Source organism: Burkholderia puraquae (assembly GCF_002099195.1).
In the GTDB taxonomy this organism is placed as follows: domain Bacteria; phylum Pseudomonadota; class Gammaproteobacteria; order Burkholderiales; family Burkholderiaceae; genus Burkholderia; species Burkholderia puraquae.
In genome coordinates, this window is the sequence record NZ_NBYX01000012.1 from 162,805 (window position 1) to 186,952 (window position 24,148).

The 24,148-nt window shown below is 68.8% G+C and carries 22 protein-coding genes; 12 read left to right on the top strand and 10 right to left on the bottom strand.

Annotated elements, in window-relative coordinates:
• Positions 1-9 precede the first annotated feature (9 nt).
• The 3 genes from cobT to cobC are packed head-to-tail and all read left to right on the top strand — an operon-like array spanning position 10 to position 2,400.
• Positions 10-1,065, top strand: coding sequence for a nicotinate-nucleotide--dimethylbenzimidazole phosphoribosyltransferase (cobT, locus tag B7G54_RS22890; protein ID WP_085041150.1), 1,056 nt, complete (start codon positions 10-12; stop codon positions 1,063-1,065).
• Positions 1,055-1,831 carry an adenosylcobinamide-GDP ribazoletransferase gene (locus B7G54_RS22895; protein ID WP_085041151.1) on the top strand — a complete coding sequence of 259 codons (777 nt, stop codon included), beginning with the start codon at positions 1,055-1,057 and terminating at the stop codon, positions 1,829-1,831. Before cobT ends, B7G54_RS22895 begins: the two co-directional genes overlap by 11 nt.
• Positions 1,816-2,400 carry an alpha-ribazole phosphatase gene (cobC, locus tag B7G54_RS22900; RefSeq protein ID WP_085041152.1) on the top strand — a complete coding sequence of 195 codons (585 nt, stop codon included), beginning with the start codon at positions 1,816-1,818 and terminating at the stop codon, positions 2,398-2,400. The genes B7G54_RS22895 and cobC overlap by 16 nt, the downstream gene beginning before the upstream one ends.
• A gap of 108 nt (positions 2,401-2,508) precedes the next feature.
• Here the strand turns inward: cobC and B7G54_RS22905 are convergent, their stop codons facing one another.
• The 4 genes from B7G54_RS22905 to cobU are packed head-to-tail and all read right to left on the bottom strand — an operon-like array spanning position 2,509 to position 5,933.
• Positions 2,509-3,432 (bottom strand): cobalamin-binding protein, encoded by a 924-nt coding sequence (locus B7G54_RS22905; protein ID WP_085041153.1) that lies wholly within the window; start codon positions 3,430-3,432, stop codon positions 2,509-2,511.
• Positions 3,429-4,448, bottom strand: a complete 1,020-nt coding sequence (cobD, locus tag B7G54_RS22910; RefSeq protein ID WP_085041154.1) for a threonine-phosphate decarboxylase CobD — start codon at positions 4,446-4,448, stop codon at positions 3,429-3,431. Before cobD ends, B7G54_RS22905 begins: the two co-directional genes overlap by 4 nt.
• Positions 4,441-5,385 carry an adenosylcobinamide-phosphate synthase CbiB gene (gene cbiB, locus B7G54_RS22915; RefSeq protein ID WP_085041155.1) on the bottom strand — a complete coding sequence of 315 codons (945 nt, stop codon included), beginning with the start codon at positions 5,383-5,385 and terminating at the stop codon, positions 4,441-4,443. The genes cobD and cbiB overlap by 8 nt, the downstream gene beginning before the upstream one ends.
• Entirely contained in the window at positions 5,379-5,933 is a 555-nt protein-coding gene (gene cobU, locus B7G54_RS22920) for a bifunctional adenosylcobinamide kinase/adenosylcobinamide-phosphate guanylyltransferase (protein ID WP_085041156.1), read from the bottom strand. The genes cbiB and cobU overlap by 7 nt, the downstream gene beginning before the upstream one ends.
• A gap of 74 nt (positions 5,934-6,007) precedes the next feature.
• Between cobU and B7G54_RS22925 the strand changes: the two genes are divergently transcribed.
• From B7G54_RS22925 to B7G54_RS22935, 4 genes are all read left to right on the top strand, one after another.
• A complete protein-coding gene (locus B7G54_RS22925; RefSeq protein WP_085041214.1) occupies positions 6,008-7,510 on the top strand; it encodes a cobyric acid synthase in 1,503 nt (500 codons plus the stop codon).
• 82 nt (positions 7,511-7,592) lie between these two features.
• Positions 7,593-7,739 carry a hypothetical protein gene (locus tag B7G54_RS39130; RefSeq protein ID WP_165765604.1) on the top strand — a complete coding sequence of 49 codons (147 nt, stop codon included), beginning with the start codon at positions 7,593-7,595 and terminating at the stop codon, positions 7,737-7,739.
• 149 nt (positions 7,740-7,888) lie between these two features.
• On the top strand, positions 7,889-8,302 hold the full coding sequence (locus tag B7G54_RS22930) for a DoxX family protein (RefSeq protein WP_027786730.1): 414 nt from the start codon (positions 7,889-7,891) through the stop codon (positions 8,300-8,302).
• A gap of 136 nt (positions 8,303-8,438) precedes the next feature.
• Positions 8,439-9,089 carry a ParA family protein gene (locus B7G54_RS22935; RefSeq protein WP_085041157.1) on the top strand — a complete coding sequence of 217 codons (651 nt, stop codon included), beginning with the start codon at positions 8,439-8,441 and terminating at the stop codon, positions 9,087-9,089.
• A gap of 131 nt (positions 9,090-9,220) precedes the next feature.
• Here the strand turns inward: B7G54_RS22935 and panD are convergent, their stop codons facing one another.
• The 4 genes from panD to B7G54_RS22955 form a co-directional block, all read right to left on the bottom strand.
• The gene (panD, locus tag B7G54_RS22940; protein WP_039368025.1) at positions 9,221-9,607 is read right to left on the bottom strand and encodes an aspartate 1-decarboxylase; all 387 of its coding nucleotides are present in this window, start codon (positions 9,605-9,607) and stop codon (positions 9,221-9,223) included.
• A gap of 44 nt (positions 9,608-9,651) precedes the next feature.
• The gene (gene panC, locus B7G54_RS22945) at positions 9,652-10,491 is read right to left on the bottom strand and encodes a pantoate--beta-alanine ligase (protein WP_085041158.1); all 840 of its coding nucleotides are present in this window, start codon (positions 10,489-10,491) and stop codon (positions 9,652-9,654) included.
• A 265-nt stretch (positions 10,492-10,756) separates the two neighbouring features.
• The gene (locus B7G54_RS22950; protein WP_085041159.1) at positions 10,757-11,629 is read right to left on the bottom strand and encodes a segregation and condensation protein A; all 873 of its coding nucleotides are present in this window, start codon (positions 11,627-11,629) and stop codon (positions 10,757-10,759) included.
• Between the two features lie 4 nt (positions 11,630-11,633).
• A complete protein-coding gene (locus B7G54_RS22955) occupies positions 11,634-11,822 on the bottom strand; it encodes a DUF3460 family protein (RefSeq protein WP_034178757.1) in 189 nt (62 codons plus the stop codon).
• 266 nt (positions 11,823-12,088) lie between these two features.
• On the opposite strand from B7G54_RS22955, the gene B7G54_RS22960 reads away from it, so the two are divergent.
• Together B7G54_RS22960 and B7G54_RS22965 are read left to right on the top strand one after the other, a co-directional pair.
• Positions 12,089-13,903, top strand: a complete 1,815-nt coding sequence (locus tag B7G54_RS22960; protein WP_085041160.1) for an autotransporter assembly complex protein TamA — start codon at positions 12,089-12,091, stop codon at positions 13,901-13,903.
• A 25-nt stretch (positions 13,904-13,928) separates the two neighbouring features.
• Complete coding sequence (locus B7G54_RS22965) at positions 13,929-18,011, top strand: translocation/assembly module TamB domain-containing protein (RefSeq protein WP_085041161.1); 4,083 nt, start codon at positions 13,929-13,931, stop codon at positions 18,009-18,011.
• A gap of 57 nt (positions 18,012-18,068) precedes the next feature.
• Here the strand turns inward: B7G54_RS22965 and metG are convergent, their stop codons facing one another.
• A complete protein-coding gene (metG, locus tag B7G54_RS22970; protein ID WP_085041162.1) occupies positions 18,069-20,225 on the bottom strand; it encodes a methionine--tRNA ligase in 2,157 nt (718 codons plus the stop codon).
• Between the two features lie 377 nt (positions 20,226-20,602).
• A complete protein-coding gene (locus tag B7G54_RS22980) occupies positions 20,603-21,247 on the bottom strand; it encodes a YiaD family glycine zipper/OmpA-like lipoprotein (RefSeq protein WP_085041163.1) in 645 nt (214 codons plus the stop codon).
• A gap of 351 nt (positions 21,248-21,598) precedes the next feature.
• On the opposite strand from B7G54_RS22980, the gene apbC reads away from it, so the two are divergent.
• From apbC to dcd, 3 genes are all read left to right on the top strand, one after another.
• Positions 21,599-22,690, top strand: a complete 1,092-nt coding sequence (apbC, locus tag B7G54_RS22985; RefSeq protein WP_085041164.1) for an iron-sulfur cluster carrier protein ApbC — start codon at positions 21,599-21,601, stop codon at positions 22,688-22,690.
• Positions 22,691-22,823: 133 nt separating this feature from the next.
• Positions 22,824-23,360 carry a superoxide dismutase [Cu-Zn] gene (sodC, locus tag B7G54_RS22990; RefSeq protein WP_085041165.1) on the top strand — a complete coding sequence of 179 codons (537 nt, stop codon included), beginning with the start codon at positions 22,824-22,826 and terminating at the stop codon, positions 23,358-23,360.
• Between the two features lie 197 nt (positions 23,361-23,557).
• Positions 23,558-24,127 (top strand): dCTP deaminase, encoded by a 570-nt coding sequence (dcd, locus tag B7G54_RS22995; protein WP_006398615.1) that lies wholly within the window; start codon positions 23,558-23,560, stop codon positions 24,125-24,127.
• Positions 24,128-24,148: the final 21 nt, after the last annotated feature.

Consider the following 24,148-nt stretch of genomic DNA (forward strand, 5'->3'; position numbering starts at 1 on the left):
GGCTTTTCGATGACGACCCCGACCCCCTTCCCGCCCGCGATCGCGCCGCTCGACGATGTGCTGCGCAAGCGCCTGCAGCACGTGATCGACCACAAGACCAAGCCGCCCGGCAGCCTCGGCCAGCTTGAGGCGATCGCGCTGCAGATCGGCCTGATCCAGCACACCGAGCGGCCGGTCGTGCAGCGTCCCGTGATGATCGTGTTTGCCGGCGATCACGGGATTGCCGCCGAGGGCGTGAGTCCTTATCCGCAAGCGGTGACCGCACAGATGGTCGCGAACTTCCTCGCCGGCGGTGCGGCGATCAACGCATTCTCGGGCGTCGCGCAGTGCACGCTCGAGATCGTCGATGCGGGCGTCGCGTCGCCGTTGCCGCTGTCCGACCGGCTGGTGTCGCTGCCGGTCGCGCGCGGCACGCGCAACTTCGCGGCGGAGCCGGCGATGACGCGCGACGAGGCAATGACGGCACTCGCGGCCGGCGCGGCGCGCGTGCGCCTGCATGCGTCGCTCGGCACGAACGTGATCGGCTTCGGCGAGATGGGGATCGCGAACACGTCGTCGGCCGCGTGCCTGATGAGCCGCCTGCTCAGCGTGCCGGTCGACGCCTGCGTCGGGCGCGGCACGGGCCTCGACGACCAGGGCCTCGCGCACAAGCGCGCAGTGCTCGGCCGTGCGCTCGTCAGGCACTCGCACGCGATTGCGCCGCTCGACGTGCTCGCAACGTTCGGCGGTTTCGAGATCGCGATGATGACGGGCGCGTATCTCGCGGCCGCGAGTGCGCGGATGACGATCCTCGTCGACGGCTTCATCGCGACGGCCGCGCTGCTCGTCGCCGAGCGCATCGTGCCCGGCGTGCGCGACTACTGCGTGTTCTCGCATACGTCGCACGAGGCCGGGCACCGGCGCATGCTCGAGCATTTCGGCGCGAAGCCGCTGCTCGCGCTCGACCTGCGGCTCGGCGAAGGCACCGGCGCGGCGCTCGCGCTGCCGCTCGTGCGTGCGGCGGCTGCGTTTCTCACGGAGATGGCGAGCTTCGAATCCGCCGGCGTCGACAATCGTGACGCCTGATCGCACGCGCGGCGTGCGGGCCGAGCTGCGCTACTTCTTCGTCGCGCTCGGCTACTTCACGCGCGTGCCCGTGCCGCGCGCGATCGGCTACGCGGCCGGCGATCTCGACCAGGCCGCGCGTTATTTTCCGCTCGTCGGCGCATGCGTCGGCGCATGGGGCGCGCTCGTGTATCTCGTTGCGCTGCGCGCGCTGCCCGCATCGATCGCGGTCGGGCTGTCGATGGCCGCCACGCTGCTCGCAACGGGCGCCTTTCACGAGGACGGCCTGGCCGACAGTTGCGACGCGTTCGGCGGCGCCTATACGCGCGACGACGTGCTGCGCATCATGCACGACTCGCGGATCGGCACGTTCGGCGCAGTCGCGCTCGTGATCTCGCTTGGACTGAAATGGCAGGCGCTTGCGTCCATGCTGCCGTTGCGTGCCGCGTGGACGATGATCGCCGCGCACGCGGCGAGCCGCGCGGCGGCCGTGAGCTTGCTGATGACGCTCGACTACGTGCGGCCCGAAGGCAAGGCGAAACCGGTCGCGCAACGGATGGGCGCACGCGCGGCGTGCGTCGCCGCGCTATTCGGGTTGCCCTGGCTGTTCTGGCCCGACTGGCGCATGGGGATCGTCGCATGCGTGGTGCTCGCGCTCGTGCGCGCGTGTGCCGCCCGCTATTTCGTGAAGCGGATCGGCGGTTATACGGGCGACTGTCTCGGCTTCGCGCAGCAACTGTGCGAACTGGCGATCTACCTCGTGGTGCTCGGATGGACGTCGTCCTGATCCGTCATCCGGCCGTCGGCATCGAGCCGGGCATCTGCTACGGACGCAGCGACGTGCCGCTCGCCGCGTCGGCCGACGCCGGCGCGCAGGCCGTGCGCGCACATCTGTCGGCACTCTGCGCACCGCTTCCCGAACAGGTCTGGACGAGCCCGCTGACGCGCTGTGCGTCGGTTGCCGAGCGGCTCGCGCACGCATGCGACGTGCCGCTGCAGCGCGATGCGGACTGGCAGGAAATGGATTTCGGCGCGTGGGAAATGCGGCGCTGGGACGATATCGATCGCGCGGCGCTCGATGCGTGGGCGGCCGACCTGATGCATGCGTGCGCGCATGGCGGCGAAAGCGTTGCACGGTTTGCCGCGCGGGTCGCACGGCGGGCCGATGCAGTGGCGCAGTTCGACCGGCCGCAATGGGCGGTCACGCATGCAGGCGTGATCCGCGCGTTTGCATCGCATGTACTGGGCGTACCGCTCGATACGCTGTTGTCGCGGCCGGTGCCGACAGGTGGTGTCGTCTGGCTGCGTGCGGATGCCGCTGCGCGAACGTGGGAAGTGGTGCACTGGGACGAATAGGCGTGCGGACGTTTGCAGGCTAACGACGCGGCGCGCGGTCAATCCGTCTCGGATAGCGGACGCATCGGGCGCAGGTGCGCGCGCGACGAGCGCGCAAGTTGCCGGCAATCAGCGCGCCGGCCGCCGCGCCCGCGCGGTATCGAGATCCTTGCACAGCGCGGCCGCGCCCTGCGCGATCCGCGGTGACGGCCGCGTCAGCAGGTCGCCGTCGATCGCGAACAGGTTGCTGCGCGCCACGGCCGTCAGCGCGGGCCACGTACGCCACCGCGCCAGGCTCGGCAGCGGTTCTTCCGTCCGCGACGCGCCCGCACTGGTCGTCACGATCGCCTCCGGATTCGCCGCGAGCACGGCCTCGTCGGTAACGGTCGGCACGAGCGGCTTGAGCGACGCGAACACGTTGCGGCCGCCGCACAGCTCGATCACTTCGTTGATCAGGTGCGTGCCATTGAGCGTCATCAGCGGCCGATCCCAGACCTGGAAGAACATCGTGACGGGGGCGCGCGTGGCGTAACGCGTGCGCAGCGCCGCGATGTCGCGCGTAAAGGCGGCTGCGGCCGCATCGGCCGCCGGTTGCGTGCCGAGCAGCGTGCCGAGCCGGTGCAGCGACGACGATACGTCGTCGAGATGCTTCGGCTCACTGAAGAACAGCGGGATGTGCAGCGCGCGCAGCGCGTCGGTCTGCCGCTCGGCGTTGCCATGCCGCCAGACGACGATCAGGTCGGGCTTCAGCGCGGCGATCCGCTCGAGGTCGAGCGCCTTGTTGTCGCCGACGCGCGGTATCGCTTGCGCGGCGGGCGGATAGTCGCTGTACGTGACGGTGCCGACGAGCTTCTTTCCGCCGCCGGCCGCGTAGACCATCTCGGTCGCATGAGGCGCGAGGCTGATCACGCGCTGCGCGGGCGCCGGCAGCGTAACGGCATTGCCGGCGTCGTCGCGCGTCGTGACGTCGGCGTGGACGAGCGGCGCGTAAGCAAGGGCGGTCAGCATCGCGACCGGCATCAGACGGTGGAACATGCACATGCGCGGACTCATGCTGACTCCTGTCGCAGCGTCGGCACGCAGTGCGCGAGCGCGTCGCCGAGCCGCTGCCATTCCGCTTCGCTACCCGGCATGCCGACGCGCACGCTCGACGGTGCCGGGAAGTGCCGCGTCCAGACCCCGCGTGTCGCGAGTGCCGCATGCAGTGCCGCGGCGCGCGGGTCGTCGGTCCAGCTGAAGAGCGGCGTCGCGCGAACCGCGAAGCCGTGCGCGCGCAGCAGGGCGGCCAGCCGCTCGCCGTCGGCCGCGAGCCGTTCGCGGGCGGCGGCCTGCCAGGCGCGATCGGCGAATGCCGCGGCGACCGCGTGGCGGGCAGGGCCGCCGACCGTCCATGCGCCGAGCATGTCGCGCAGCGCGACGATCTGGTCGGGACACGCGAGCACGAAGCCCGCACGGATGCCGGCGAGCCCGAAGAATTTGCCGACTGAACGCAGCACGACGAGCCCCGGGCGATCGACGTGCTGCGCGAGCGACTGCGTCGCACCGGTATCGGCGAATGCCTCGTCGACGATCAGCGTGCCGCCGCGCGCCGCCAGTTGCGCGTGCCAGCCGAGCAGGCGCTCGGCCGGTACGAACTCGGCGGTCGGATTGTTCGGATTCCCGACGATGATGTGACGCAACGTGGCAGGCAACGTATCCGTGCCGATATCGAGCGCGACGACGCGATGGCCGTGACGCGCGAACGCGGGCGCGTATTCGCCGTATGCGAGCGCCGCGACGCCGGCGTCGCCGGCCGGCAGCAACGCGGGCAACGCACGGATTGCAGCCTGGCTGCCGGCAACCGGCAGCACGTGCGCGGGACCGGGCGCGTGGTAGTACTGCGCGGCGCAGGCGGCGAGGCCGTCGCCGTCGTCGGGCAGCCGGCGCCATGCGTCGGCCGGCACGGGCGGTACCGGATAGCCGACCGGATTGATGCCGGTCGACAGGTCGAGCCACGTGTCGTATGGAATGCCGTGGCGGCGTGCGGCTTCATGCAGGTTTCCGCCGTGCACGATGCGGGTGTCAGACATGATGGGTGGCCATGACGAGTGCGCCGCTCGTGACCAGCAGCGCGAGCCACAGGGCAAGCGTGCGCGTGACGAGCGACAGCGCGGCGACGATGTGGACGGCGGTTGCCGTTGCGCCGGTGCCGAGCGCCGGACGATCCTCGATCTCGCCGTGATAGACGGCCGGGCCGCCGAGCTGCACGTTCAGGCTGCCGGCGCCGGCGGCCATCACCGGGCCCGCGTTCGGGCTGTCCCAGTGGCGGGCCTGCGTGCGCCAGCAGCGCCATGCGGCGGCCGTATCGCCGAGCAGCGCGTAGCTCGCGGCCGTGAGGCGCGCGGGAATCCAGTTGAGCGCGTCGTCGAGGCGCGCGGCGGCCCAGCCGAAGGTCAGGAAGCGTGGGGTGCGGTAGCCCCACATCGCGTCGAGCGTGTTCGCGAGCCGGAACAGCAGCGCGCCGGGGCCGCCCGCGACGACGAACCAGAACAGCGCGCCGAAGATCGCGTCGTTGCCGTTCTCGAGTGCGGACTCGACGGCCGCACGCGACAGCGCGCCTTCGTCCGCGTCGCTCGTGTCGCGCGACACGATGCGGGCGGTCAGCGTGCGGGCGGCGCCGAGGTCACGCCGCAGCAGTGCGGCGGCGATCGGCGCGACGTGGTCGGCGAGGCTTTTCGCGCCGAGCGCGAACCACAGCAGCGCGATGTGCAGCGCGGCCGCGAGCGGCCACGGCAGCACGGCCGCGAGCCATGCCGCGACGGCGACCGGCGGCACGACCGCCGCGATCCACGCGGCGACGCCGGCTACGCGGCCGTGCCGGCCCGTGTTCAGCGCGCCTTCGATGCGCGCGGCGAGGCGGCCGAACGCGACGAGCGGGTGCCAGCCGGCCGGTTCGCCGAGCGCGCGGTCGACGATCGCGGCCGCGACCGCGAACATCGCGACGACGGGCAGCGACAGCATCAGCATGACGGCGCTCCCGCCTTGAGGTCGAGCGGCAGCCCGGCGACGAGCAGCGTCACGCGCGTCGCGAGCGCGGCGACGCGCTGGTTCAGGCGCCCGAGTTCGTCGACGTAGCGGCGCGTGAGCGATCCGAGCGGCACGACGCCGAGCCCGATCTCGTTGCTGACGACGATCACCTTCGCGCGTGCGCTGCGCAACGCGTGCTCGAGCCGGTCGACCTGCGCCGCGTACTGCGCATCGTCGAGCGATTCGCCGTCGGCCGGGCACAGCAGGTTCGTCAGCCACAGCGTCAGGCAATCGACGAGCAGGCACGCGTGCGGATCGTCGAGCCGCGCGAGCGTGCCCGCGAGGTCGACGGGCGCGTCGGCGAAACCCCAGTCGGCCGGCCGGCGCGCGCGATGGTGCGCGATGCGCTGCGCGAATTCGGCATCGGCGGCAGTGGCGGTCGCGATGTAGGTGACGGGGCGGCCGCTGTCGGCGGCGAGCCGCTCGGCGTGCGCGCTCTTGCCCGAGCGCGCGCCGCCGAGGACGAAGGTGAGGTCGTGCGGAATCATCGCGTGATTGTAACGGCGCGGGCATACCGGCGCGGGGGATAATGCGGCCTTTGCTTCGCGACGACTTTTACACGATGAATGCACCCGAGCCGCGGCCGCGCGGCACGCTGATGATCCAGGGCACGACGTCCGACGCGGGCAAGAGCACGCTCGTCGCGGGCCTGTGCCGGCTGGCGCGCCGCGCCGGCGCGCGCGTTGCGCCGTTCAAGCCGCAGAACATGGCGCTCAACAGCGCGGTGACGGCCGACGGCGGCGAGATCGGCCGCGCGCAGGCGCTGCAGGCACTGGCCGCGGGCGTCGCGCCGCATACGGATTTCAACCCCGTGCTGCTGAAGCCGACGAGCGACCGCGGCGCGCAGGTGATCATTCACGGCCAGGCGCGCATGAACCTCAATGCGCGCGCGTATCACGACTACAAGCCGGTCGCGTTCGATGCCGTGCTCGAGTCGTACGCGCGCCTGCGCGCCGGCTACGACACGGTGATCGTCGAGGGCGCCGGCAGCCCGGCCGAGATCAACCTGCGCGACGGCGACATCGCGAACATGGGTTTTGCCGAACGTGTCGACTGCCCGGTCGTGCTCGTCGCCGACATCGACCGCGGCGGCGTATTCGCGCACCTGGTCGGTACGCTCGCGTGCCTGTCGGACAGCGAGCGCGCGCGCGTGCGCGGCTTCGTGATCAACCGCTTCCGCGGCGATTTCAAGCTGCTCGAACCGGGGCTCGACTGGCTGCGCGCGCAGACGGGCAAGCCCGTGTTCGGCGTGCTGCCGTACCTGCACGGGTTGCTGCTCGATGCCGAGGACATGCTGCCCGCACAGGCGCGCAGCGCCGCCTCACGCGGCGACGCCGGCGTGCTGCGCGTCGTCGTGCCGGCGCTGCCGCGCATCAGCAACCACACCGATTTCGATCCGCTGCGCGCGCATCCGCAGGTGGAATTCACGTACTGGAAGAGCGGCCCCGTGCCGGACGCCGACCTGCTGATCCTGCCCGGTTCGAAGAGCGTGCAGCGCGACCTCGCGTGGCTGCGCGAGGCGGGCTGGGACACGCTGATCCGTCGCCACCTGCGCTACGGCGGCAAGGTGATCGGCATCTGCGGCGGGATGCAGATGCTCGGCCGCACGCTCGACGATCCGCTGGGCCTCGAAGGCGCACCCGGCAGCATGCCGGGGCTCGATCTGCTCGATTTCGACACGACGCTGCAGCCCGACAAGACGCTGAAGAACGTTGCCGGGCATCTCGCGTTGCCGGGCGAGGCGGCCGTGCGCGGCTACGAGATCCACATGGGCGACACGCGCGGGCCTGCGCTCGCCGCGCCCGCGCTGACGCTGGCGGCCGACGATGCGCTGGGCGGCACGCGCCCGGACGGCGCCGTTTCCGCCGATGGCCGGATTCTCGCAACCTATGTGCACGGGCTGTTCGACTCGCCCGACGCGTGCACGGCGCTGCTTGCGTGGGCCGGGCTCGACGGCGCGGCACGCATCGACTATCCGGCGCTGCGCGAGGCATCGCTCGAGCGGCTGGCCGACACGTTCGCCGACCATCTCGACCTCGACGCGCTGTACGCGGAGTTTCGTTGACGCGCCGGCTACCGGCCCTCGCTTTTTCCGCCCGATCGCATACAACAGAGGAGGGCGGATGTCCGCCTGGAGGAGTGCGGCGATGAAGGCTCGATGGTGGTGGAGCGTGCTGCTCGCGGCGCTGCTGGGCGCGTCGGCGGTTGCGCATGCGTGCGATTCGTACGGATCAAGCGGCAGCCAGCCCGGTTCCGGCGACGCCACACAAGGGAAGAGCGGTTACGGTTATTGAGATAGTGTGCGGGGCATGATCGGTCATGCCCCTTTTTACGACCCAATTCATTCCCGTACGGAATCAGTTAAAGCGAATTGGCGCGTTTATCGGCCGAATTGATTCGAATAGAGTGCAATCCATTCATACCACTCACGAAGGAATTCGCCATGAACCCCAATCGCCTCAACGATTTCGCCGCGACACTGCTGCGCGTCGCCCTCGGCGTGCTTTACCTCGCGCACGTCGCACAGAAGGTGTTCGTCTTCACGCTGCCCGGCACCGCGCAGTTCTTTGCGTCGATCGGCCTGCCGGGCTGGCTCGCGTACCTGACGACGTTCGTCGAACTGGCCGGCGGCCTCGCGCTGCTCGCAGGCTTCCGTGTGCGCGTTGCCGCGCTCGTGCTGCTGCCGTTCATGCTCGGCGCGACCGCCGCGCATCTGCCGAACGGCTGGAGCTTCGCGTCACCGAACGGCGGCTGGGAATATCCGGCGTTCTGGGCCGTCACGCTTGCCGTGCAGGCGCTGCTGGGCGGCGGCGCGTTCGCGCTCGGCGCACGGGAGGCCGCGGTTCAGCGTGCGTAAGGGATAAGTAAGCCCACACGGTGCGGCGCAACCCGTTCCGGTGACACCCCGTTTGCCGATATCATCGCTCCCTGTATCCGCAATCGAGCGGCGCCTGCCATGCGGCGGGCGCCGCGCGGCCTTTTCGGGGGAATTCATGACGGTGATCGTGGTGGCGAATCCGAAGGGCGGCGTGGGGAAGAGCACGCTGTCCACCAATCTTGCCGGCTATTTCGCGGCGCAGGGCGCGTGGGTCGCGCTCGCCGACCTGGACCGGCAGCAGTCCGCGCATGCTTGGCTCGACCTGCGACCGGCCGGATTGCCGGCGATCGAGTCATGGGAGCTCGATCCGGACGCGCCGACGAAGCCGCCGCGCGGCCTCGAATATGCGGTGATCGATACACCGGCCGGCCTGCACGGCAACCGGCTCAACGTCGCGCTGCAACTGGCCGACAGGGTGATCGTGCCGCTGCAGCCGTCGATGTTCGATATCCTGGCCACGCAGCAGTTTCTGGAGCGCCTCGCCGGCGAGAAGGCGGTGCGCAAGGGCAGCGTCGAGGTCGGGATCGTCGGGATGCGGGTCGATGCGCGCACGCGCTCGTCGGACCAGCTTCACCGGTTCGTCGAAGGGCTCGGCCTGCCGGTGCTCGGCTACGTGCGCGACACGCAGAACTACGTGCAGATCGCCGCGCATGGCCTCACGCTGTGGGACGTCGCGAAAAGCCGGGTCGAGAAGGATCTCGAACAGTGGCGGCCGATCGTCGCATGGGCGGAGCGCCGCGAGCCGAAGGCCGCCAAGGCGTCCTGATCGCAGGGCCGCCGGGCCGGTGCGCGATGAAATGAGAAAGGGCCGGATTCCGTCGAGCACGGAATCCGGCCCTTCGACCGCAAGCGGCGCAGCCGCTCCCGCGCGCCAGGGCGCGCGGGTGGCCGGTCAGGTCAGGTCCAGTTCTGCGTCGGCACGTGATCACGGTGGCCCTTGATCTTGTTGCCGTCGTCGATGAACACGAGCTTCGGCTTCCAGCCGGCCTGCAGTTCGGCTTCGTCGACCATCGCGAATGCCGCGATGATCACGAGGTCGCCGAGCTGCGCGCGACGCGCGGCCGAGCCGTTCAGCGAGATCATCCCGCTGCCGCGCTCACCCTTGATCGCGTACGTCGAGAAGCGCTCGCCGTTGTTGATGTTCCAGATGTCGATCCGTTCGTTTTCGATGATGCCCGATGCTTCGAGCAGGTCTTCGTCGATCGCGCACGAGCCCTCGTAGTGCAGCTCGCAGTGCGTGACGGCCGCGCGGTGGATCTTCGATTTGAGCATATGGCGCTGCATGGTGTCTCCGTGATGCGTCGTGAGAGGCGCGGGCGGGCGGCCCGTCAGATTTCCAGGTTATCGATGAGGCGCGTCGCGCCGAGCTTCGCGGCTGCGACGACGACGAGCGGTTCGCCGGCTTCGAGCTCGGCCGCATTCGGCGCGATCAGGTTCGCGCGGCGGCGGATCGAGATGTAGTCGGGCGCCCAGCCGCGGCCGGACAGATGCGTGCGGGCCGATTCTTCGAGCTTGCCGAGGTCGCGCTCGCCGCCGAGCACGCTTTCGCGCATGCGCTGCAGTGTCTTCGCGAGTTCGGGGGCTTCCTTCCGCTCGTCGGCCGACAGGTAGCGATTGCGCGACGACAGGGCGAGCCCGTCTTCGTCGCGCACGGTTTCGGCGGCGATGATATCGACCGGCAGCGCGAGCTGCTGGCACATGCGGCGCACGATCATCAACTGCTGGTAGTCCTTCTTGCCGAACACGGCGACGCGCGGCTGCACGCACGCCATCAGCTTCGCCACGACCGTGCACACGCCGGTGAAGAAGCCGGGCCGGAATTCACCTTCGAGGATCCCGCCGAGGTCGTCCGGCGGCAGCACGCGGTATTCCTGCGGTTCCGGGTACATGTCGCGCTCGGTCGGCGCGAACAGCACGTAGACGTTTTCCTTCTGCAGCTTCTCGATATCGTCCTGGAGCGTGCGCGGATACTTGTCGAAATCCTCGTTCGGGCCGAACTGCAGCCGGTTGACGAAGATGCTCGCCACGACCGGGTCGCCGTGCTGGCGCGCGAGGCGCATCAGCGACAGGTGCCCTTCGTGCAGGTTGCCCATCGTCGGCACGAACGCCGTGCGGTTCTGTCCGCGCAGCTGGTCGCGCAGTTCATGGATCGAGCTGATGACTTTCATGATCGGGTAGCGGGTTCCTCGCGCTGGCGCGCGTTGGCGCCGCAGCAGCGGCGTCGGGGTCGAAGCGGAGAACGCCGGCGCGCGGGCGGCGCATCGGGCGTCGGCGGATTGTAGAGGATTTGGCCGCCAAACGCATCGAAAAAAGAACGATCGTTCACTTTTTAATCGGGCGCGCCGGCAACGGCCCGCGCGGCCGCGTCGGGCTGCGGTGGAGCGGCGAGTGTGCCGGGATGAATCGGGAAAGCGGGAAGGGCGGGCGCGGGGGTTACGCGGGCAGGTACGCGAGACGCACGTAGATCGGCGCGAACGGCTCGGCCTGCGTGATCTCGAGGAGCGATTCGCGCGCGAGTTCGAGCATCGCGATGAAATTCACGACGACGACCGGCACGCCGCGCGAGGTGTCGAACAGCTCGGCGAACTCCATGAAGCGCGCGTTCTGCAGCCGGCGCAGGATCAGGCTCATGTGTTCACGCACCGACAGCTCCTCGCGGGAGATCTTGTGGTGCTGGACGAGCTTCGCGCGCTTGAGCACGTCGGCCCATGCCGCCCGCAGGTCGTCCGAATTCACGTCGGGGAAGCGCGGCGTGACGCTCTGCTCGATGTAGACCTCGGCGCGCAGGAAGTCGCGGCCGAGCTGCGGCAACTGGTCGAGCCGCTGCGCGGCGAGCTTCATCTGCTCGTATTCGAGCAGGCGGCGCACGAGTTCGGCGCGTGGATCCTCGGCTTCCTCGCCGGTGTCGGCCTTCTTGACCGGCAGCAGCATCCGCGACTTGATCTCGATCAGCATCGCGGCCATCAGCAGGTACTCGGCGGCGAGCTCGAGGTTCGACGTGCGGATCTGGTCGACATAGCCGAGATATTGCGCGGTGACCTGCGCCATCGGGATGTCGAGCACGTTGAAGTTCTGCTTGCGGATCAGGTAGAGCAGCAGGTCGAGCGGGCCTTCGAACGTCTCGAGGAAGATCTCGAGCGCATCGGGCGGGATGTAGAGATCCTGCGGCAGCTTGAAGAGCGGCTCGCCGTACAGGCGAGCGAATGCCGCGACTCCGTCGACCGTGTCGGGCGTCGAATCGGCGCCCGCGGGCGCGGCGATCGCGTCGTCCTGCCGGGCGGTGCCGGCCTCGTCGGCGGCGCTCACGTCGTCAGAAGTTCTGGTAGTAGACGTACGACGTTTGCTTCACGCGCGATTCCTGCTGATCGGCACGCTCTTCGAGGTCGATCGGCTGCTTGTCCCACAGCAGGGAGCGGCCCTTGCGCTGCTCTTCCTCGAGCGTCGGCTTCTGCTGCTTGAGCTGGTTCAGGAACTGCGTGACATCGGACTGGTACGGCATGGCTGGGTTTTCCGTTTCGGGCGGCGCACGATGCGCCGGATTCACGATGGCGGGATTTTACCGCATCGCGGGAACAGCCGGCGGCAATCGCGCGTCGAATCCGCGTGCAGGCGTGCAGTCGGCGCCCACAAGCGCGCCGTCAGGCATGGCGTTGCGGGCACGCACGCTCGCGCGGCGGTTTACAAACATTAAGCTTTGACGCCAGCACCCTGTGGTCAAATACAGGGTTTTCCACAAAACCGTGATAACCGAGGGCGAGGTCATATTTGGCGGGGCAGTCGAACCAGCAAGCACATACGGCACATGACGCGGGCCCGCGCGTGGAATGCAATCGCGCCGGCGCCGCGGCCCGCGCCGCGCGGGCAACCCTCGCGGGTTGCCTTGCTGCGTTCTTCGCGCTGCCGGCCCACGCGAAGTACGACGTCGACATCGACGCGCCGCGCTCGGTACGCAAGCTGCTCAAGTCGCATCTCGATATCGCGCGCTTCGCGAAGCGCGACGACATCAGCGACGACCAGTTCGACTTCCTCGTCACCGCCACGCCGCAGCAGGTGCGCGACCTGACCGCGACGGCCGGCTATTTCTCGCCGGTCGTGCGCACCGACGTGCGCACGCGCGACGGCAAGCGCGACGTGCGCATCGCGGTCGATCCGGGGAAGCAGACGGTCGTGTCGACCGTCGACCTGACGTTCAAGGGGCCCGTCGACACCGAGGATCCGAAGCAGGAAGCCGCGACCCGTTTCGCGTTTTCGCTGAAGCCGGGCGATCCGTTCACGCAGTCCGACTGGGACGGCGCGAAGGGCGCGGCGCTCAGGCAACTGCAGTCGCGCCGCTATCTCGGCGCGAAGATCGCGTCGTCGGAGGCACGCATCGACCCGAGCACGCAGCGCGCGACGCTCGCGGTCACGTTCGACAGCGGGCCGACGTTTACGATCGGCAAGGTCGATGTCGACGGCGTGCGGCGCTACCCGGAAAAGATCGTCACGAACGTCAATCCGCTGTCGGAAGGCGAGATCTACGACGTGCGGCGGATCACCGAATTGCAGCGGCAGTTGCAGAACACGCCGTACTACGCGAGCGTCGCGATCGACGTCGGCGACGATACGGCGAAGCCCGAGCGCACGCCCGTGCACGTGAAGGTCAGCGAGTTTCCGTACAACAACATCCGCGGCGGCGTCGGCTTTGCCACCGATACCGGGCCGCACGTGCAGGGCTCCTATACGTATCTCGACACGTTCGGCGCCGCGTGGCCGCTGACCGTATCGGGCCGGCTCGACCAGATCCAGCAATACGGCCAGGTTCAGCTGTCGATGCCGCCGGGCGAGAAGGGCTGGACCAACAGCGTGCTCGCGTCGTACACGAACACCAACGTGTCGGACACGCGCATCTACAGCGCGCGGGTCGGCGTGCAGCGCACGCGCACCGGCCAGTTCATCGACTATGCGTATTCGCTGATGTACTACCAGGACCGGCTCGACCAGAACGGCGCGGGGCCGACCACGAGCCGCGCGCTCGTGCCGCAATGGGCGTGGACGCGCCGCAATGTCGACGATCCCCTGTTCCCGCGCTCGGGCAACCTGATCCATGCAGAGGCCGGCTTCGCGATCAAGGGCGTGGCGACCGACCAGACCTTCATCCGCGGCTACGCGCGCGGCCAGCAGTACCTGCCGATCGGCAAGCGCGACCTGTTCGTGTTCCGTGCGGAACTCGGCGGTGTGTTCACGAGCGGCAGCTCGACCGGCGTGCCGGCGTCGCTGCTGTTCCGCGCGGGCGGCTCGAACTCGGTGCGCGGCTATGGCTACCAGAGCATCGGCAACAGCGTCGACGGCTCCGTGCTGCCGACCAAGTACCTGATGACGGGCACCGCCGAATACCAGCACTGGTTCAACCGCGACTGGGGCGCCGCGACGTTCTTCGACATCGGTACTGCCACCGATGCGTGGGGCGAGCGTGTGTTCTATCCGGGTGTCGGCATCGGCGCGCGCTGGCGCAGCCCCGTCGGCCCGATCAACGTCGACGTCGCGTACGGGTTGCGCAACCATAGCGTGCGCCCGTACCTGACGCTCGGCATCGCTTTCTGACCGTACTGCTTCATCGACGAACCGCATGACGAAGGACCCGAACGACACGCCGCCGCCTCACGATCCGGACTCGCCAGACGGCGTGCCCGACGCGCCGCCGCGTGCGCCGCGCCGCGGGCCCGTCGCGCGAATCGGGCGGTTCGTCGCGTGGACGCTCGCGACGGTCGTGCTGCTCGTCGTGCTGGCGGCCGGGCTCGTGCTGGCCGCGGTGACGACCGAGCACGGCACGCGGCTCGCGTGGCAGGTAGCCGAGCGTGTGCTCGGCACGCGGCTCGCGGGCACGCTCGACGGCGGCTCGCTCGCGACCGGCGTGCGGTTGCGCGGATTTGCCTGGACGAGCCCCGACGGCACCGGCACCGAAATCCGCATCGACCGGCTCGACGGCCGCTGGGCGCTGACCCGCGCGCCGTGGCGGCTGTCCATCGCCTATCTGCGCGCCGGCACGATCGACGTGCGGATCGCGCCCGGGCCGTCGACGCCGAGTAAGACGCCGCAGGACCTGAGCCTGCCGCTGCAGTTGCGTATCGACGACCTGCGCATCGATCGCCTTGCGATCCACGACGGCGGTTCGACGACGCAGCTCGACCATATCGCGCTGAACGGCCGCAGCGACGGCCGTCACCATGAACTCGTGCTCGACGGCATTGATACGCCGTACGGCGCGCTGACCGCGCGCGCGAAGCTCGACGGCGTGAAGCCGTTCGCGCTGACGGGCGAAGCCACTTATGCGGGCAAGCTGTCGGACGAGCCGGTCGATGCGCGCGCGCGCGTGTCGGGCTCGCTCGAGGCGCTCGTCGCCGACGTCGACGCGAGCGGGATGAAGCTGAACGGGCGCGCGCACGTCGAGGCCGCGCCGTTCGGCGCGGTGCCGCTCACGCGCGCGTCGCTCGCGTTCGATCACGTGAACCCGCAGGCGCTCGCGCCCGGCGCGCCGGCCGCCGATCTCGCGGTGCGCGCGGAACTCGCGCCCGCGACCGCGCCGGCCGGGGCCGAGCCCGCGAAGGGGTTCGCGGTGACGGGCCCGGTGTCGATCGTCAACGCGAAGCCCGGCACGCTCGGCGACCATCTGCTGCCGGTGATCGACGCGCACGCGAACGTGCATCTCGACGCGCATGCGCAGCGGATCGACGCGCTTGCGCTGAAGCTGATCCGCGATGGCAGCGTGACGGGCAACGGCACGCTGACGGGCGGCAAGGGCCGCTTCGACCTGAAGGTCGCGAACCTCGACCTGAATGCGTTCGTCGCCGAGCTGCGGCCGATGCGCCTGGGTGGCCCGCTCGGCGTGACGCTCGCCGGCGACGTGACGACCGTCGACTTCAACCTGAACGATCCGAAGCTCGCGCTCGGCGCGCGCGCGAAGGTTGCGTTGACGCCGCAGCAGACCGTGCTGACCGACGCGCGCGTGACGGCGGGCAAGGGCCGAATCGACCTGACGGGCGTGTTCCGCCACGATGCGCATTCGAGCTACGACGCCAAGGCGACGCTGACCGCATTCGATCCGCTGCTGCTCGCCGCGATGAGCGCGCCGAAGGCGGCGGGCGGCAAGGCGCCCGCCAAGGCTGCGAAGGCGCCGGCCCGGCGCGGCGAGACGCGCGTATCGGGCACGCTGACGGCATCGGGCGCGTTCGCGCCGCAGGTGTCGACGAAAGCGACCTTCAAGCTCGGCGACAGCCTGTACGACGGTGTGCCGCTGACCGGCGCCGGCGTCGTGCAGCTCGCCGGCTCGCGCATTTTGCCGAGCAACGCGAACCTGTCGATCGCGGGCAATCATGTCGACCTGCGCGGCAGCTTCGGTGCGCCCGGCGACCGGTTGCGCTTCGTCGTCGATGCGCCGCAACTCGACCGGCTCGGCTTCGGCGTGGAAGGGCTGGTGCAGGCGCAGGGCGACCTGACCGGCAGCTTCGCGCACCCGAACGTGACGGCCACCTACAAGGCCGAGCACGTCGTCGTCGGCTCGAACCGGATCGGTGCCGCGCAGGGTCGCGCGGACATCCGCGACGGCGCGCACGGCGCGCTCGTGTTCACGGCCGACGCGTCCGACATCGCGCTCGGCTCGCTGAAGCTGAAATCGCTGCGCGCGAACCTCGACGGCACGCGCGCGAAGCACACGCTCGACGCGTCGGCACTCGGGATGGCCGGCGGCCGCGTGATCGACTTGACGCTCGCGGCGAACGGCGGCGTGGTCGAGAGCCGCGACGGGATGCGCTGGGACGGCACCGTCACGCGTCTCGCGAACCGCGGCACACCGGCCGTCGCACTGCAGTCGCCGCTGACCGTGTCGGCCGGCGCCGGCCGCGTGACGCTCGGCGCGACGCGGGTCACGCTCGAAGGCGCGGCGATCGACCTGAAGTCGTTCGTGTTCGATCACGGCCAGATGCGCTCGGCGGGCTCCGTGAGCGGTGCGTCGGTCGCGCGTTTCCTCGAGGTCCGCCAGGCGCTGACGGGCCAGCGGCCGCCGGTGCGGACCGACGTCGTGCTCGACGCCGACTGGGATTTCTCGCTTGGGGCGAACGCGTCGGGCTACGTGCAGGTGAAGCGTCGCGGCGGCGACGTGACGATCGAGAGCGGGCGCGGCATCGCGTCGCTGGGGCTGACCGACCTGTCCGCGCGCGCAAGCTTCGCGCCCGGCAACCGGCTCAACGTGACGGCGCTCGCGAAGGCGAGCCGGATCGGCACGCTCGATGCGAACGTCATCGTGCCGTTCGCGCTGCGCGACGGCATGTTCGGCGTGGTCGACGACGGCCCGCTGTCGGGCCGCATCGACGCCGACCTCCCGTCGCTGAAGACGACCGGCAACCTGTTCGGGCCGAGCTACCTGCTCGGCGGGCGCGCGGCGCTGAAGCTGACGGTCGCGGGCACGCCGGTGAAGCCGAACCTGTCGGGGATGCTGACGGGCGACGATTTGTCCGCGACGCTCATCGACCAGGGCGTGCAGCTGAAGGACGGCATCGTGCGCATCAAGCTGTCGGAGAACCTCGTCGAATTCCAGCAGGTCGAATTTCACGGCGGCGACGGCACGCTGCGTGCACTCGGCCGCGTGCGCCTCGACGGCGAAGCGCCCGACCTGACCGCGAGCATCGTCGCGGACAAGCTCGAACTGTTCGCGGCGCCGGATCGCAAGCTGTCGCTGTCGGGCAAGGCGACCGTCGCGAACGACGGGCCGCGCGGCGCGCTGTCGATCGACGGCAAGTTCGTCGTCGACCGCGCGCTGTTCGACCTGCCCGAGGAGTCGGCGCCGCACCTGTCGGACGATGTGGTGATCATGCAGCCGGGCGGCACGGTGCGCGGCGAGACGCCGACCGGCACCGCGGTCGCGAAGCCGAAACCGGTCGAGGACAAGCCGGCGCCGTCGCTCGCGCCGCGCGCGAACATCGACATCGGCCTCGGCAACAACTTCCGCTTCAAGGGCCACGGCGCGGATCTCGGGCTGCGCGGCACGATCACCGTGATGAGTGCGCCGGGCGTGCCGCTGCGCGCGGTTGGCAACGTTCGCGTGACCGAGGGGTCGACGTATACGTCGTTCGGGCGCAAGCTCGCCGTCGAGAACGGCTTCTTCACGTTCAACGGTCCCGTGTCGAACCCGGGCGTCAACATCCTCGCGATGCGGCGCAACCAGGAGGTCGAGGCCGGCGTGCAGGTGACGGGCACGATCCAGTCGCTGACGGTCAAGCTCGTGTCGGAGCCGAACGTCACGGACAACGAAAAGCTGTCGTGGCTGCTGTTCGGGCACGGCACCGACCAGGGCAACAACGTCGGCCAGCAGGGTGCGATGACGGCGGCGCTCGGGCTGCTCGGCAGCGTGACCGGCAAGCGCGTCGCGCAGACCTTCGGTCTCGACGAGGTCTCGGTCGGCCGCAGCGAAGTCGGCCTGACCGACCCGCAGGTCGTGCTGGTGTCGAAGGCGATCAACGAGCGCTTCGTGCTCGGCTTCGAGCAGGGCCTGCAATCGGCTGCCAACGCGTTCAAGGCGACGATCAACCTGACGCGCTTCTGGTCGGTGTCCGCATACGGCGGCACGTTCCAGGGCGTCGACCTGAACTATACGCGGCGCTTCGACCGGTGGTTCAGCAGTGACGGCGGGCGCGCACGGCGCGGCGAGCAGCCATGAAAAAAGCCTCGCACGAATCGTGCGAGGCTTTTTTGTGCAAGCGGCGGCGCGCCTGGCTTACTTCACGCGCATGCCGGGTTTCGCGCCGCTGTGCGGCTCGAGGATGTAGAGGCCCGGCTCGGCCTTCTCGTCGGTAGCCGACGCGGCAAGCACCATCCCTTCGGACAGGCCGAACTTCATCTTGCGCGGCGCGAGGTTCGCGACCATCACGGTCAGCTTGCCGACGAGCTGCTCGGGCTGGTACGCGGACTTGATGCCAGAGAACACGTTGCGGGTCTTTTCCTCGCCGACGTCGAGCGTGAGCTGCAGCAGCTTGTCCGAGCCCTCGACGGCCTGGCACGCGACGATCTTCGCGATGCGCAGGTCGATCTTCGCGAAATCGTCGATCGAGATGGGTGCGTCGTCGGCGCCGTTCACGACAGCCTGCTTCGCGTTCGCCTTGGCGTTGTTCTTCGCATCCTTCGCGGCATTGGCGCTCGCGGCGGCCGCGCCGGTGGCTTCGGCCTGCAGCGAATCGCGGTTCGCGGCGAGCAGCGCTTCGACCTGCTTCGGGTCGACGCGCGTCATCAGGTGCTGGTACGCCTTGATCGGCTGTTCCGACGACAGCGGCTTCGCGGCATCGGCCCATGCGAGCGGCGCGATCCCGAAGAACGACTCGACGGCCTCGGCCACGCGCGGCATCACCGGCTTCAGCGCGAGCGACAGCAGGCGGAAAGACTCGAGGCTCACGCTGCAGGTTTCGTGCAGCGCGACCGCGTTGGCCGGATCCTTCGCGAGGTCCCACGGCTTCGCGCCATCGACGTACGCGTTCACTTCGTCCGCGAGCTCCATCGTGTGGCGCAGCGCGCGGCTGTACTCGCGTGCTTCGTAGTGCGCGGCGATCTGCGGGATCGCGTCGCGCAGCTTCGCGACGAGCGGATGGTTCATCGCGCTGTCCTGCACGCGGCCGTCGAAGCGCTTGATCAGGAAGCCTGCCGCGCGGCTCGCGATGTTCACGTACTTGCCGACGAGGTCGCTGTTCACGCGCGCCTGGAAGTCGTCGAGGTTCAGGTCGATGTCTTCCATCGTCGCGTTCAGCTTCGCGGCGAAGTAGTAGCGCAGCCATTCGGGGTTCAGGCCCGTGTCGATGTAGCTCTGCGCGGTGATGAAGGTGCCGCGCGACTTCGACATCTTCGCGCCGTCGACCGTCAGGAAGCCGTGCGCGAACACGTTGGTCGGCGTGCGGTGGCCCGAGAACTCGAGCATCGCGGGCCAGAACAGCGTGTGGAAGTACAGGATGTCCTTGCCGATGAAGTGATACTGCTCGGTGGTCGAGCCCGGGCGCACCCACGCGTCGAAATCGACGCCGTTGCGGTCGCACAGGTTCTTGAAGCTCGCGTAGTAGCCGACCGGCGCGTCGAGCCACACATAGAAATACTTGCCGGGCGCGCCCGGGATCTCGAAGCCGAAGTACGGCGCGTCACGCGAGATGTCCCAGTCGGCGAGCTTGGCCTCGCCGGCGTCGCCGAGCCATTCGCGCATCTTGTTGGTCGCTTCCGGCTGCGCGAGGCCGCTCACCCATTCGCGCAGGAACGTTTCGCAGCGCGGATCGGACAGGCGGAAGAAGTAGTGCTTCGACGTCTTGCGCACCGGCGTCGCGCCCGACACGACCGAATACGGGTTCAGCAGTTCGGTCGGCAGGTAGGTCGAGCCGCACACTTCGCAGTTGTCGCCGTATTGATCCTTCGCGTGGCACTTCGGGCACTCGCCCTTGATGAAGCGATCCGGCAGGAACATTTCCTTGACGGGATCGTACGCCTGCTCGATTTCGCGCTCGGCGATGAAGCCGGCGTCCTGCAGCGCGACGTAGATCTTCTCGCTCAGCACGCGGTTCTCGTCCGAATCGGTCGAGTAGAAGTTGTCGAACGACACGCCGAAGCTGTCGAAATCGCGCTTGTGCTCGGTCCACACGCGGTCGATCAACTGCTTCGGGGTCAAGCCTTCCTTCTCCGCGCGCAGCATGATCGGCGTGCCGTGCGTGTCGTCGGCGCCGATGTAGTAGACCTCATGGCCATGCATTCGCAGCGCCCGCACCCAGATGTCGGTCTGGATGTACTCGACCAGGTGGCCGATGTGGATCTGCCCGTTGGCATAGGGCAGTGCGGACGTAACGAGGATCTGGCGGCCGCCTTGCGGCGCCGCAGCCTGCACGGAAGTGAGGTCGGATGCGGACATAGGGTCTGTAGAGGAACAGCGGAAAAACGACGGGAAACTGCGATTCTAGCAGGGGCGCGCGCCAGCGACGCGGGCAGGCGCCCTTGGCCGGGCGCGGGAACGGGCGGGGCCGCGCAAGCGGCGTGCCCGGTGGAGATGTGCTGCGACGCAACACGAATTCTGCGGGCAAAAAAAACCGGGGCGGATACGGCCCCGGAGCAACAACGACAAGAGGAGAATGGTGACGCGCCGGCAACACCAGCCGCGTACCGTAAATACTGACCACGGCCTGCGGCAGAAGTTCGAAAATTTTTTTCGATTTGTTACCGAGCCCGCCGGAAACCTTGTCCGGCGGGGCTGCGCGGGCAGCGGGCCCGCGCTTTCCCCTCGTCGTGCGCTTACTGCGCCTGCGCTGCGCGCAGGTAGATTTCGACGCGGCGATTCTGTGCGCGGCCGGCTTCGGTCGCGTTGTCCGCGATCGGGTTCGATGCACCCATGCCTTGCGCCGACAGGCGGCCGGCGTTCACGCCGCGCTGCGCCAGTGCGTTCACGACGCTTTGCGCGCGGTTCTGCGACAGCGTCTGGTTCAGCTGGGCGGAGCCCGTGCTGTCCGTGTAGCCGACGATCGATGCCGTCACTTGCGGGTTCTGGTTCAGCGTCGTCGCCAGGTCGTTCAGCAGCGGCGTGAAGGCCGGCGTGATCGCGTACTGGTTCGTCGCGAACGTCACCGCGCTCGGCACGTTCAGCTTCAGCGAGCCGTCCGGCTGCTCGGTCACTTGCGTACCCGTCTGCGCTGCCGACGGCGCGAGCTTGTTCTTGATCGCCTGCCAGTTGTAACCCGTCACGCCGCCGACCAGTGCGCCGACGCCCGCGCCGATCGCCGCGCCCTTGCCGCCGCCCGCCAGCGCGCCGATGCCTGCGCCCAGCGCCGCACCCGTGCCGGTACCGACGGCCGTGTTGTTGCCTTGCTGCGTAGCGCAGCCTGCCAGCAGTGCGCCGGCCAATGCGAAGACGGACAAGCGGGTCGCGATTTTCATGTTCATCTTGGATTCCTCTCTTGGTTGAACGAGTCGACAACGACGACAACGATAGTTACGGCTCCCTGCGCGGGCCGCCCGATAAAGGAGGGCAGGCCTGCGCTCGCGGCAGCCGCCGAGGTGGCCGCATGTCCTGTCCGTCAGCGTGGCTGTTCGGACAGGGCGACGCGTCAGCCTCTACAATATAGGCGGTTAGTGGCCGATTTGGCCCCATAGCATGCCGCACGCGAAGAGTGCGCCGGGTCGCGCGTTCGCGCAATGGCGTGCAACAGATTCTTTCACTTTTCCCGATTTTCGCAGCGTAATTTGATATTTTTTGACGTTTGCGCGCGAGAAAAACGTTTTCACGGAGTTTCGATGAGCATTGACCGGGCACAAGTCGACACCGCTTTGGCGGCTGTCGTCGACCCCAATACCGGCCGTCCGTATGCGGCGAACAAGGGCGTGCGCAACGTCGCGATCGACGGCGACGTCGTGGCGCTCGACGTGGTGCTCGGTTATCCCGCACGCAGCCAGCACGACGACGTGCGCGCACGCGTCACCGCAGCGCTCCAGGCCGTGGCCGGCGTGCGCGACGCGCGCATCGCCGTGTCGCAGGAGATCGTCGCGCACACGGTGCAGCGTGGCGTGAAACTGCTGCCGAACGTGAAGAACATCGTGGCGGTCGCGTCGGGCAAGGGCGGCGTCGGCAAGAGCACGACGGCCGTCAACCTCGCGCTCGCGCTTGCCGCGGAAGGCGCGTCGGTGGGCATCCTCGACGCCGACATCTACGGCCCGTCGCTGCCGACGATGCTCGGCATCCACGGCCAGCGTCCCGAGTCGCCCGACAACCAGTCGATGAACCCGCTCATCGGCCATGGGCTGCAGGCGAACTCGATCGGCTTCCTGATCGAGGAAGACAACCCGATGGTGTGGCGCGGCCCGATGGCGACCTCCGCGCTCGAGCAGTTGCTGCGCCAGACCAACTGGCGCGAGCTCGACTACCTGATCGTCGACATGCCGCCCGGCACGGGCGACATCCAGCTCACGCTCGCGCAGCGCGTGCCCGTCACGGGCGCGGTGATCGTCACGACGCCGCAGGACATCGCGCTGCTCGACGCGAAGAAGGGCCTGAAGATGTTCGAGAAGGTCGGGATTCCGATCCTCGGCATCGTCGAGAACATGAGCATCCACATCTGCTCGAACTGCGGCCACGAGGAGCACATCTTCGGTGCCGGCGGGGCCGAGCGGATGGCGAAGGACTACGATGTGAACGTGCTCGGCAGCCTGCCGCTCGACATCGCGATCCGCGAGCGCGCCGACAGCGGCACGCCGACGGTCGTGGCCGATGCCGAAGGCGCGCTGGCGCGTCGCTACCGCGACATCGCGCGCGGGGTCGCGCTGGCGATTGCCGAGCGATCGCGCGACATGACGTCGAAGTTCCCGTCGATCGTTGTTCAAAATACGTAAAACCCTTGCGGGGCGGGGCCTCAGGCTGTTTACGGCGCCGCGAGGCGCGGTATCATGGCGACTTTTCCCGGGTCCCTTTACCCGCCCGGCGCGGCCGTCGTGTCAAACGGCTGCCAGCCGGCATGAGGATCGAATGAAACAACGACATCACGGCGTGCACGCCGGCCGCGTGCAGTGCGCGCTGCTGGCCGCCGCCGCGCTGGGCCTGCTGGCCGGCTGCACCTCCTTTTCCTCGTCGCACGAAAAACGGGCCGACGCACAGCTGCAGCCGACGGTCGGCTCGCAGGCGCGCGGCGCGGTGACGTTCGTCGAGCGTCCGGACGGCGTACAGGTCACCTACAACCTGGCCGGCCTGCCGCCGAACAGCGATCACGCGCTACAGGTGCACGAACGCGGCGACTGCAACGCGGGCGACGGCTCGAGCGCCGGCCAGGTGTTCGCGCCGGCCGCCGACCGCCTGCGCGCGGGCGCTCGCGTCGCCGGCGATCTCGGCAACATCCATGCGGATGCGAACGGCGTTGCGGCCGGCTTCATCGTCGCGCCCGATCTGGCCCTCGATGGTGTGCGCTCGGCGATGAACCGCGCGGCGCTGGTACACCGCGAGGCAAGCGATCCCGCGTTTCCGCAGCATGGCGCGGGGCCCGCGCTCGCCTGCGGCGTGATCCGTTGACGGCCGCCGCGTGCGCGGGCCGATGATCGCGTAAAATGTCGGCCTTTCCCCGGCCGCCGTCCTGAATCGGCGGCCTCCGTTTCCCGTCACGCAGCGTTTCCTGGCGCCCCGAATATGCAACGACCCCAACGCTCACTTCGTTTGCTGTCCCCCGAGGGGACGGCCAGCCTTCTTGGGACGGCCCTGCGGAGGCTGGCATGAGCATCAAGTCCGACAAATGGATTCGGCGCATGGCCGAAGAGCACAAGATGATCGAGCCGTTCGTGCCCGATCAGGTGCGTGCGTCCGAGGACGGCCGCCGGATCGTCAGCTACGGAACGTCGAGCTACGGCTACGACATCCGCTGCGCGGATGAATTCAAGATCTTCACGAACATCAACTCGACGATCGTCGATCCGAAGAACTTCGACGAGGGCTCGTTTGTCGATTTCAAGGGCGACGTATGCATCATCCCGCCGAACTCGTTCGCGCTGGCCCGCACCGTCGAATATTTCCGCATCCCGCGCACCGTGCTGACGGTCTGCCTCGGCAAGTCGACCTATGCGCGCTGCGGGATCATCGTCAACGTGACGCCGTTCGAACCCGAGTGGGAAGGCTACGTCACGCTGGAATTCTCGAACACCACGCCGTTGCCCGCGAAGATCTACGCGAACGAAGGCGTCGCGCAGGTGCTCTTCTTCGAGAGCGACGAAGTGTGCGACGTGTCGTACGCCGATCGCGGCGGCAAGTATCAGGGTCAGCGCGGTGTCACGCTGCCGAAAACCTGATCTGGTTGCATATCGTCTCAC

Coding starts and splice junctions, on each gene's coding strand:
- cobT (WP_085041150.1), top strand. CDS start 10: ATGACGACCCCGACCCCCTTCCCGCCCGCGATCGCGCCGCTCGACGAT.
- cobC (WP_085041152.1), top strand. CDS start 1,816: ATGGACGTCGTCCTGATCCGTCATCCGGCCGTCGGCATCGAGCCGGGC.
- B7G54_RS22905 (WP_085041153.1), bottom strand. CDS start 3,432: ATGAGTCCGCGCATGTGCATGTTCCACCGTCTGATGCCGGTCGCGATG.
- cobD (WP_085041154.1), bottom strand. CDS start 4,448: ATGTCTGACACCCGCATCGTGCACGGCGGAAACCTGCATGAAGCCGCA.
- cbiB (WP_085041155.1), bottom strand. CDS start 5,385: ATGCTGATGCTGTCGCTGCCCGTCGTCGCGATGTTCGCGGTCGCGGCC.
- cobU (WP_085041156.1), bottom strand. CDS start 5,933: ATGATTCCGCACGACCTCACCTTCGTCCTCGGCGGCGCGCGCTCGGGC.
- B7G54_RS22925 (WP_085041214.1), top strand. CDS start 6,008: ATGAATGCACCCGAGCCGCGGCCGCGCGGCACGCTGATGATCCAGGGC.
- B7G54_RS39130 (WP_165765604.1), top strand. CDS start 7,593: ATGAAGGCTCGATGGTGGTGGAGCGTGCTGCTCGCGGCGCTGCTGGGC.
- B7G54_RS22930 (WP_027786730.1), top strand. CDS start 7,889: ATGAACCCCAATCGCCTCAACGATTTCGCCGCGACACTGCTGCGCGTC.
- B7G54_RS22935 (WP_085041157.1), top strand. CDS start 8,439: ATGACGGTGATCGTGGTGGCGAATCCGAAGGGCGGCGTGGGGAAGAGC.
- panD (WP_039368025.1), bottom strand. CDS start 9,607: ATGCAGCGCCATATGCTCAAATCGAAGATCCACCGCGCGGCCGTCACG.
- panC (WP_085041158.1), bottom strand. CDS start 10,491: ATGAAAGTCATCAGCTCGATCCATGAACTGCGCGACCAGCTGCGCGGA.
- B7G54_RS22955 (WP_034178757.1), bottom strand. CDS start 11,822: ATGCCGTACCAGTCCGATGTCACGCAGTTCCTGAACCAGCTCAAGCAG.
- B7G54_RS22965 (WP_085041161.1), top strand. CDS start 13,929: ATGACGAAGGACCCGAACGACACGCCGCCGCCTCACGATCCGGACTCG.
- metG (WP_085041162.1), bottom strand. CDS start 20,225: ATGTCCGCATCCGACCTCACTTCCGTGCAGGCTGCGGCGCCGCAAGGC.
- B7G54_RS22980 (WP_085041163.1), bottom strand. CDS start 21,247: ATGAACATGAAAATCGCGACCCGCTTGTCCGTCTTCGCATTGGCCGGC.
- apbC (WP_085041164.1), top strand. CDS start 21,599: ATGAGCATTGACCGGGCACAAGTCGACACCGCTTTGGCGGCTGTCGTC.
- sodC (WP_085041165.1), top strand. CDS start 22,824: ATGAAACAACGACATCACGGCGTGCACGCCGGCCGCGTGCAGTGCGCG.
- dcd (WP_006398615.1), top strand. CDS start 23,558: ATGAGCATCAAGTCCGACAAATGGATTCGGCGCATGGCCGAAGAGCAC.